Source organism: Nonomuraea sp. NPDC050536, from assembly GCF_044457685.1.
Taxonomy (GTDB): Bacteria; Actinomycetota; Actinomycetes; order Streptosporangiales; family Streptosporangiaceae; genus Nonomuraea.
Genome location: NZ_JBITHD010000030.1, coordinates 91,965 through 101,381 on the forward strand (window position 1 = coordinate 91,965; position 9,417 = coordinate 101,381).

Genomic DNA, 9,417 nt, shown 5'->3' on the forward strand with positions numbered 1-9,417 from the left:
GCTCCATGATCTCAGCGAGGTGCATGCCGGCCCTCAGTGTCGCTCAAGGAGGTCGGCCAGCGCGATCACGAACTGCCCTGCAGCCGGGTCGCGTCCGCCGTCGAACCTGCTCAATGCGGCCTCCAGCCGGATAATGGGATCCGACTCGACATGATCGAGCAGCCTTGGCCGCAATGCCCTGGCTGCCACCAGGAGTGAGATGGCCGAGCAGCACTGCTGGGCGAGTTCGGTCAGAAGGTCCATCGCGGAGACATGACCAATCGAGGAGAGCTGGGCGTCCAGGACCTCGATGACACCAATCGGCTCGTCGCCCAGCTCGAGCGGAGCCGCGATGATCTCACTGGGCACGTAACCCGTATCGGTTGCGAACTGGCGATCGAAACGATCGTCCTTGTCGACATCGCGGACCAGGATGGTCTCACCCGTGCTCCAGACCCAGCCGGCAATGCCGTGACCCGCCGGGATCGACAGCCCTATCAGTCGATCCTCCCCGACCCCGGACGACGCCTCGAACACCAGCTCATCGCGTTCTCGGTCGTAGAGGAAAACCGAGGCAGCCGCGGCACCGAAGGCGAGCCTGGCCAAGCGGACGCTGGATCGGAGTAGCTCGTCGTGCACATCAGGGGCGAACAGCCGAGCCGCCGATCGCGAAAAACCCTCCAGTTCCTGGAAATCCACGATTTCTCCTCAGGTCAGATTGTCGGCTACGGCCGCCAGCACATGCTTGAGCTGCGCGGTTCGAAAGGATGGGTGGCGTTGCAGGATGCGAGCACACCAGCCCGCGATATGCGGAGTGGCGAAGCTGTTGCCGGACACACGGCTCGTCCCACCGCCGGGCCGGGCAGTCTCGATGTCGACGCCGGCTGCGAAGAACTCCACCGGGGGGGTCGGGTTCACCTCGATGTAGCCCGGCTCCGACCGGCCATGTGAACCTACGGAGATGACAGAGGAGAAGCGCCATGGAAAGCTGTTCACCGGCCTGTTGTGTGCCGAGGACACGATGGTCACGCCGCTGAAGTAGGCTTCCTCCGCCATGTCGTGCAGGCGTTCCTTGAATACCTGCCGCCGGGTCGACAGGCTGAGATTCACGACGGGGAACCGCTGCTCGATGGCCCATTTGAGAGCGGCCATCAGAGCCTCACCGTTGCCTTGAAGGTTCTTGCCGAGAACGCGAACGCTGACAAGATCGCAGTCCGGGGCCAACGACCGGATAATGCCGGCGCACGCGGTCCCGTGGCCCGCGGAATCGCCCTCGGCGTCGGGGACGACAGACCAGCCTTCAATCCCATCGACGATCTCTTGCCGTACGCAATACTGTTCAGCGCGCCCGCCGACGGCGGGATGTTCAGCGTCTAGGCCACTGTCGATGATGCAGACCCGCACTCCCCGCCCAGTCGAGCCGCCCCAAGCCCAATCGCGAGTAATGGGGTAGGTGAATCCGAGAGCTCCAGCGTCCGCCTGCGCCCCCATGGACGTATGCGCGAAGCGGATGGTTCGCCTGGAGCCTTGTCCGACCGTGGTCACGTAGTCCCTCCCGATGAGTTCACTTAACTGCGCCTGACGTCGCGGTGCCTGGGAGGCTGTCCACCCTGCGAATCCGTAGCGCAGCTACGAGGGCTGGCAGGACCACGACCGCCGCGACCACCACCACCGGCTGGAAGACAGGCTGAAATGCCACCAGCCAGATGGCGCCCAAAGCGAGCCCCCCGACCTGGGCCAGGCTGGTAATCGCATTCGCGCCGCCGAAGACTCGGCCCAGCGCGTCCTCGGGCACGGCACTCTGAATCACCGTGGCGAAGATCACGATGAGAATTGAGCCGCCAAGTCCCATAAAGAGCGTTCCGGCGGCTGCGATGACGTCGATGCCGGACAGAAAGGTCACTGCGCCCATGCCGACAAGCGAGAGAGCCAGGACGCATCCCGACTTGGCGCGCTCAGGCATCTTGGCGAACCAGACCCCGATCGTGCCGCCGCCGATGCCGCCCACCGCCTGGCACGTCGCGAGCACGCCGGCGAACCCAGCCTCGCGGTGGAGCCCTGCGGTGATGACCGCGTACCAAACGCTGCTCAAAAGGCCGATCGAAAGGATGCATGCGCCCGCGGTCGTCACCATGAGGCGTACGTCCCGATGCGTGTTGATCAGGCGAAGCCCTTCTCGGACGGAGGCCAGCACCCCTTCTGTCGTCCGCTCGCTCGCTTCTTGGCCGAGGCGGCGCCAAGCGAGCGGAATCAGCAGGAGGATGCCGACGACGTATGTGGCCACGTCGAGCATCACCACCGCGCCGATGCCACCCGCCTGCGCATAGACCAAAACCCCCACCATCGGCGCGAGCAGACGAGCTACCTGGGATGTCGACTGCAGAAACCCGTTGATCATCGCGAACTTCGACTTCGTGGCCACCTGCGGGAGCAGCGCGTCCCCCGCGATCGCTATCAATCCGGCGTTGACCCCCTGTGCAAGCTGGATCAAGTAGACAAGCCAGAAGGCAGAGGGATCACTCACGAGTAGGAAGCACAGTGTCAGGCCGGCACCGATCAACTGACTGGCGATAAGGAGCGTTATCCGGTTCAACCTGTCGACCATCTGGCCGATCAAGGGGTACGAGAGCGTGGGTAGCGCGAACAGAACCATAGACAGGGCGGCGGCGCTGTCGCTGCCGGTCAGCTCTCGAACCCAGACCAGCACCGCCAGGGCGGAGGCCGCGCTGCCGAAGGTCGACAGCGCACGTGCTCCGACGAAAGAGACAACCAGGGGCGCGCTGAGATGTGTGCGCATCAGCTATTCCTCCTCAAACCGCGACATGGCGAGTGCAGTCACCCGGGCCAGGTCCTGTTCCGAGATGTGCGACTCGAGAACCGGCGCGTCTGCGGCCGGAGTGTTGATCACAGCGGCCCGTCGAAGAGAGAGATCTTGGAGGAGCTGGTGGTCTCCGAGATCGCGTGCCGCGTCGATGGACTGTTGAAGCGCGGTCAACGCCAACTCGAGACGCCCGGCCCTCAGCAGGGTGTCTGAGAGGGAAGCAAGGCACCGAAGTGGCGTCATAGTGGACAGATACCGTCCGTTGACCATGCTCCTGCACACGAACAGCTGCTCGGCGAGACTGCCTCCGGCAGACAAATCGCCCGACGCAGTCAGGGCCGATGCCGTGTGTAGCAACCGGATGAAGTTCAGCTGCCGTAACGGCAATGGCTGAGTGGACAGGTTTTCGACGAACAGCCGCGGCTGCGTGAGCGGATGGACCAGCCAGGGTGTCTCGGCCGCGTGTTGTGGCCCAGCCCCCCGTGCCAGCTCGGGCCAGATGCGAGTAAGGCGCTCCGCCTCTGACACCAGTTCGCCATGCGCTCCGCGACGCCAAAGGATCTTGCAGGTGTCCACCACGCGCACTGAGCGAGCGAGAACCTCGACCAGGTGGCCAGCCTCTCGCATCGAGTCGATCATGTCCTCGTCGACGTCCAGATGAGAGAACCGCGCAGGCCGTCCCACCGAGAGCTGTTCCAATTCGGCCAGTTGAGAAAGTGCGTCAGAGACGCTTCCCACAAATCCCTCCAGCCGGATCAGATTAATCTGCGGTTGAAGCGCATAGAAGGTGTCGGCCCCTGACCGTCGTAGGGCGAAGGAGATCTCCTTCTGGCACACCCGTCGGGCATCGGCGACATTGCGCTGCCGGAAGAGCAGTAGGGCAAGGAGGTTCGCGCCGACGAATAGCTTCGGGATGTCGTCCGGACCGCTGTTAAGAAGGGCCTCGACACGACTCAGCTCCGAATCCCCGCGAGGGACGACCCACTCGTCGTCGGCCAGGAATCCCAGCCATGAATTGGCCTCCAGCAAGGGCGCTGGTATCTGCAGTTTGGTCGTGGTCACGTTGGCTCCGGCTAGGCAAGGGGAACAGGGACGAGATTGATCTGGTCGGCAACCTTCAACTCCACGCGGCAAGGATGAGCCCGCATTCGCTCAGCCAGGCTTCGATCACCGAAGCCGACTTCGAGGGGGTAAAGGTCTGGCGAGCGGAGGGCAGCCGTGTGCCAGCCCAGCTTCCGGAGGGTCGGCGAGCTGATATCTACTGCGTAGACGGCAATCTGCCGCCGAGCTAGCCGAGAAACGAGGCCGTCGACCACCTCCTGAGGGTGACCGGCCAGTTGCCATGCCCCAGGTGCGTGCTCGGCGGCAGGCTCACAAGAGTCCGCGAACTCCATGTGCGCGCCATCAAGGTGATAAAACGCATTGTGGGCAAAGGAGGAGAAGTCGAGCGGGCCGCCGTAATCGTCGGCCAGCCAGTCGACGCACATGGAGTGGGCCGCTATCGACTCACGAAGGGCCCGGAGTCCGGCGTCTGGGAAGCTACGGTCGCAGGCACTGCCCACGGCGCGGACCCGTTGTCCGCCGTACCAGCCGTCGGTGACGCAAACCACGGTTGGCACGCCATGAATCCATGACAGGTCAAGAAACCTGCACTGCAACCCCGATTCTTTCGCCTCGCAGCGTGTCCTGAGATCAGGCTCAACTACAGGGCTGCGCAGGCGGTAGCGCCACATGGTCATGAGCGCGTCCCGCTCGAGCAGCTCCAGCAAAGCCCGCTCAGTGGCGGACGCAAGAGTGTGCCCTGCGGCTGTTCCGTTCGTAGATGGCCGATCGGATCGCTGAGAGGTCGGGCACGAAGCGGGGTGCACGTAGTAGTCGCTAGCGGCTCGCGGGGTCGTCACACCTGTCGCGAGATCAACGGCTTCGACCCAAGCTTCGTCAAGAGGGCAGTGGCCGTCGCGGGCACCTCGGCGAGGATCAACGAGAGCCTTTGGCGGTTCCATCAAGGTGAGACGTTCGATGAATTCCCCCATCGCTCGTGTCCTGGCCATGGAACCGCAGGTGGATCTGCCCACTCCGACCACCGGTGTGATCTCGCCATGGACACGATCCACCGCTGTCCCTAAGGCGACCACGCGCCGCAGGTTAATATCCGCATCAACCCATTCCCTCAGCTCCTGAACCGGACCGATCCGGCGAGAGACGAGGCTCTCCATGGGTTCGTAAGGCTCGTCGTGCCACGGCGCGATCACGGCTTCCGCAGAGAAGTAGGGATCATCCATCGGCCATCTCCCCTCCACACACCGCGCAGCCGGGCACCGGTACATGCGTATGGCGACGGACAGACGGACCATCTGCAGCAGCCAGTTCCAAACACGTTCCGGCCGACCGGGGAGCCTCGACGCTGACCCAATCGAGAACCAAGGCGGCCGCCAGCCCGGCAATCATGTGTTGTTGCCAGTGGCCACCAGATCCGGACCGTCCCTCGCGCAAGTACTGGTCATACTCAGCCGGCTTGCTGAGTACCGCCGCGCGTCTCATCCAGTGGCACTCCAGGCAACCCACGCCTGGTGTGAACAGCGGACCGATCAGTGCCGGCGCCGATGCACGCGCGTCGACGAACAACCAGGTGGTGTCCGACTCGCAGAAGCGGCGGTTGACCTCCGCAAGAAGCCCGAACTCGGTGCCATCGGCGACCACCACCACTATCCCCGCGGGCACCGGTCCGAGCAGAGATGTCCGCATCGATACTGCGGTCTCACCGCCCTCTACCTCCTGGGCCAGGATCTTCGCTATCTCACCCGCGAGATCACTCGCGCCCAGGACGGTCACAGTCCGCTGGGGGGATTCCCCCGCACCGACCCCAGACTCGGCCGCGAGAAGTGCCCGATACGTAGCCACGCCGGGCTGAGTCTGGAGGAACCCATGAGATACCAGCTTGTCGACAAGCACGGTGTTCAGGTTTGTGGTGTGGACTGAACGTCCGTCCACCATCAGTTGATCGCGGACATCGAGCGACGCGGGGCCTCTGATGACCGCATACCAGGTCCCACGGGCGACCAGGAGCCCATTGGGAAGTGGAACCCATCCCGCGTACGGCGCGATCCGGTACTCAGGCATCGACAGTGAGCCCCATGCGCTCGGCCGCGATGTCCAACCGCGACTCCCAGCCGAATTTGAAACTCGGGCAAGGTAGCCCACCTTCGTGCCATTGCTTGGGGCAGCTACCGCCGCACACAGGCAGGAATGGGCACTGCGCGCACGGCCAGCTTCCGGACCGCACCTCGCCATACCACCCGTCGAACTGACCGGGCGGCCTGCGCGCCGTGGATCCGAGACTGTCCAGCGTGGCGATCAGCCCTTTGTCCTTGTCTCGCGGGACAAGTGGATGCTCCGAGCAGGAGTAGACGCCGCCACCAGGATCGATTAGCTCGCCGAACGTTGAGGTAGCCAGGCAGGTGGTCTGCACCGGCACTGTCGGAAGCAGGACTGCGTCGATTCCAAGATCGTGGGCCTGCCTCAACCATTCGCATTCCCGCTGGGAGTACATCTTGGCTTCCATCTCCACCGCAGACACATCGTTGCCCCATGAGTGGACGGGCGCCAAGTGGAGCTCGACACGAGGGTGGCCGAATCCGTAGCAGGCCAGGTCCGCTATCAACTCGCTAACATGAGCCTCGTTCTCCCGGTCGATATTGACCCGGATTCCCAAGCGTAGGCTGGGCCATTTGGCCTCGCGCACCGTTGATGACAACAGCCGGACGATCTTGCGGAAGCTGCCTGTCCCGTTACGCTTGGTGCGACGACTGTCATGAATGGCAGCCGGACCGTCCAGGGTCACTTCAATCGATCTGACGTGGCATTCCTCGACTAATGTCTGGAGTGTCCGATCGCTGAGAAGGCTGCCGTTCGTCACGACCGATGCCCCGTAGGACTTGCCATATCGCTGCGAGGCCCAGAGGAACGCGCTGCTCATCTCCCTGAGAACCCTGAGCCCCAGAAGCGGTTCGCCGCCGAACCATACGACGTGGACCCTCTTGCTGGACGGGGCGGCGAACGCGGATGTGACTCGCGCGATCGTCTTTTCGACCAGGTCGGATTGGACGCTCCCCTTTCTGTGCTCTTGGCCGCAATAACTGCACGTCATGTTGCAGTAGGCGGTGGGCATGATGGTGAATCTCCGCACTGCGGGATCGTCGGACGTTCTCTGCATTCGGAGCAGAACCTCCGCGAGCTCGCTCTCATCGGCCTGTACTACGGCCTCAGCTTCAGTGAGCGATTGCAGTGTGCCTGCTGTGACACGGCCGACATCTCCTCGTTCGAGGTGGAACCCGTCCTCTCCGGACATGTGAACAATCCGCCCTGTACGAGTGGCATATCCCAGGCGGACGGACCTGCCGTGCTCGTCCGCGTAGGTGCGCGTACTCATAACGAAGTAGCGGCTTCGGACGAGTTCTGGGGTGCTCACCCGGCCACCTTTATCTCCAGAGATGCGCAGACGTCGACGTCCCCGTGCTCAATGGAGAGGACAGCACTGGACGCGATCAGGCTGACTAGAAGACCCCGCTCATTGTCGGCGAAGCCCAGGCATACTCCCGGACGTCGCCGGTTCTCCGCGCCGTTCCTTGCGCTGAAGGCAGGTACATCAGTGTTTGCGCCAATCCCGAAGCGGGTCACTCGATTGGCCCCCGGCCGGAGGAGTGCCCGTTGAAGAAGTACGAGCAGTCGGGGATCCGCACATTGCACATCATGAACAAATCCGGAATCGAGCTTCAGCGTGATCGGATGAGCAGCAAGGCGCACATCTCTCCGGATTCGCCGGTTCATACTGATCGCGCCGTCCGCCACGAACACTCCGTCCATGGTCAATGGCTGGATAGAAATCTCCCCAGCCGGCAAGGTCGCGACCCTTCCAGGACTGAGACCACCGTCATGGCGCTCCCAGGCCGAACTATCCGCGAACGAAACGTGGAAGCAAGAGCCAGATACGGTAACGCCACGCATCTGACGCGCACCCTCGACCGACGCCAGAAGGTCGTCACAACGACGCCTGACGCCCTCGGGATCGCGAACCACCGAGAGTTGGTCGACTCCCACGGCCATCACGTTCACATCACTGGGTATGCACAGGTGGCGCACCAGGTCGTCGACGACTGAGATGTCGTCTTCCAAGATCACGGCGATGAGCCTGCCGCGTGACTCGCCGCGCACCGCTTCCGTCCACCGATTCGAGAGCTCGCCGCCAGACCCGTCGAGCAACGGGAGCACGGCCACTGTCGCACCGACGCGTCGGGCCTCCGCGAACAGCGCTGAGGCGACGTCTTTTTGTCCCCTGCGGAAGATGATCACTAACTCATCGTCCGGCTGCGCCCCTGCATACGCATGGACGAGTAGGCGGATGCCCGCCCGGACATCGTCTGGCAATGCCGTGTCCCCCACTTTGGGCCTCTCAGTCGCGGTGCTGATCTACTCGGTCCGTAGTCTGCACCGCGGGAGTTTATTTCCGATATGGCGCTGATTGGACAGGGCATGCGTCAAAATATATCCGCAATGAATCTGTCCAACTCAGCGAGGAGCTCTGGAGGCATAGAGGGCCGGCAGAAGAATCGCTCGGTGACAGTAGAAATCGCGCGGGATATCTCTTGAACAGGGCGTGAGACGTCGCCCAAGAAACAAGAATGAGGAGGACGTATGCAGGCCGCATGGGTAGATGACGTCATCATTCAGGATGTAGAGTATTCGGAGAATGCGCTCTGCGTGTCGATGGATGGCTCTCCGTCTGATGTAGTGACAGATATTCGAACTTGCGGGCACGACCGCTCATCGCGTCTTCGGGCGATCCATCGAGATTACGATCAGCTGCTCATGCGCCTAGATGAACGGTGATGCCTAAAAGACAAGGTGAGTCGATTCCTCGTTCTCAGTGATCGCGAATACAAGTCGGTCGTCGGCACAATCGCTTGCGGCTCGTTTATGCCACTCGCACTGGCCGACTGTTGGCCGTTCGGACAGAGATAGCCGCCGATCTGGGTAGGGGTACCGTCCCGGCGTGCGGAGCCGATGAGCTGACGGCCTTACTGGAATGCGAGATTCTCATAGCCGCCGCCGTGGATGAGATCGCGGTTCTCACGGACCGGGGGGCACAAGCAGTGGTCCACCCGGAGAGGCGCTCATTTGTTCTGATGCCGTCCTCGTACTGTGATATGGGCTGTGACTATTGCGGTCAGGAGCACATCACCAAGTGGCGGGGATCGGCACGATTCCCTGTTCACCGCACGTCAAGCCGGTTACGCATCACATCGGGATCAAGAGGTGACCAGGGCTGTATTTGCGGGAACTCGAGGTGGTGGTTAGCCCATCTTGCGGAGTACCACGCCGAACAGGCGGTCAGTCGTCAAATATCCGGTGTGGCGGGAGTCGTGTGAATGGTCCGGGTTGTCGCCCAACACGACCAGGCGCCCGGTCGGCACTCGCGTACCTGGCGCGGTCCGCAGCGCCGGGACGGTGTCGCGGGGGATCGGGTCACCCGGTATCGCCGCGACGCGCTTGATGATCCAGCGCGGACTCGGGTTTATCGGATCGGCGGCCAGTTCCGGCGCGAATCCGCTGAGTACGAC

Annotated in this window: 9 protein-coding genes; all 9 read right to left on the reverse strand. The window is 62.9% G+C overall.

The window, feature by feature from the left end:
* Nucleotides 1–33 precede the first annotated feature (33 nt).
* A complete protein-coding gene (locus ACIBHX_RS47500) occupies nucleotides 34–678 on the reverse strand; it encodes a GAF domain-containing protein (RefSeq protein WP_397075024.1) in 645 nt (214 codons plus the stop codon).
* Between the two features lie 9 nt (nucleotides 679–687).
* The gene (locus ACIBHX_RS47505) at nucleotides 688–1,524 is read right to left on the reverse strand and encodes a S8 family serine peptidase (protein ID WP_397075025.1); all 837 of its coding nucleotides are present in this window, start codon (nucleotides 1,522–1,524) and stop codon (nucleotides 688–690) included.
* 19 nt (nucleotides 1,525–1,543) lie between these two features.
* A complete protein-coding gene (locus ACIBHX_RS47510; RefSeq protein ID WP_397075027.1) occupies nucleotides 1,544–2,776 on the reverse strand; it encodes an MFS transporter in 1,233 nt (410 codons plus the stop codon).
* Between the two features lie 3 nt (nucleotides 2,777–2,779).
* A complete protein-coding gene (locus tag ACIBHX_RS47515) occupies nucleotides 2,780–3,862 on the reverse strand; it encodes a hypothetical protein (protein ID WP_397075028.1) in 1,083 nt (360 codons plus the stop codon).
* 11 nt (nucleotides 3,863–3,873) lie between these two features.
* A complete protein-coding gene (locus tag ACIBHX_RS47520) occupies nucleotides 3,874–5,082 on the reverse strand; it encodes a YcaO-like family protein (protein ID WP_397075030.1) in 1,209 nt (402 codons plus the stop codon).
* On the reverse strand, nucleotides 5,075–5,920 hold the full coding sequence (locus tag ACIBHX_RS47525) for a TOMM precursor leader peptide-binding protein (RefSeq protein ID WP_397075032.1): 846 nt from the start codon (nucleotides 5,918–5,920) through the stop codon (nucleotides 5,075–5,077). The genes ACIBHX_RS47520 and ACIBHX_RS47525 overlap by 8 nt, the downstream gene beginning before the upstream one ends.
* Entirely contained in the window at nucleotides 5,913–6,968 is a 1,056-nt protein-coding gene (locus tag ACIBHX_RS47530; RefSeq protein WP_397075034.1) for a radical SAM protein, read from the reverse strand. The genes ACIBHX_RS47525 and ACIBHX_RS47530 overlap by 8 nt, the downstream gene beginning before the upstream one ends.
* Before the next feature lie 296 nt (nucleotides 6,969–7,264).
* Nucleotides 7,265–8,149: a hypothetical protein gene (locus ACIBHX_RS47535; protein WP_397075036.1), complete on the reverse strand. Its 885-nt coding sequence runs from the start codon at nucleotides 8,147–8,149 to the stop codon at nucleotides 7,265–7,267.
* Nucleotides 8,150–9,150: 1,001 nt separating this feature from the next.
* Nucleotides 9,151–9,417: S26 family signal peptidase (locus tag ACIBHX_RS47540; RefSeq protein ID WP_397075037.1), on the reverse strand; the 267-nt coding region annotated here is incomplete at its 5' end.

Bases quoted from the DNA above. Each gene is read 5' to 3' on its own strand.
- ACIBHX_RS47510 (WP_397075027.1), bottom strand. From the start codon at position 2,776: ATGCGCACACATCTCAGCGCGCCCCTGGTTGTCTCTTTCGTCGGAGCA.
- ACIBHX_RS47520 (WP_397075030.1), bottom strand. From the start codon at position 5,082: ATGGATGATCCCTACTTCTCTGCGGAAGCCGTGATCGCGCCGTGGCAC.
- ACIBHX_RS47525 (WP_397075032.1), bottom strand. From the start codon at position 5,920: ATGCCTGAGTACCGGATCGCGCCGTACGCGGGATGGGTTCCACTTCCC.
- ACIBHX_RS47530 (WP_397075034.1), bottom strand. From the start codon at position 6,968: ATGCCCACCGCCTACTGCAACATGACGTGCAGTTATTGCGGCCAAGAG.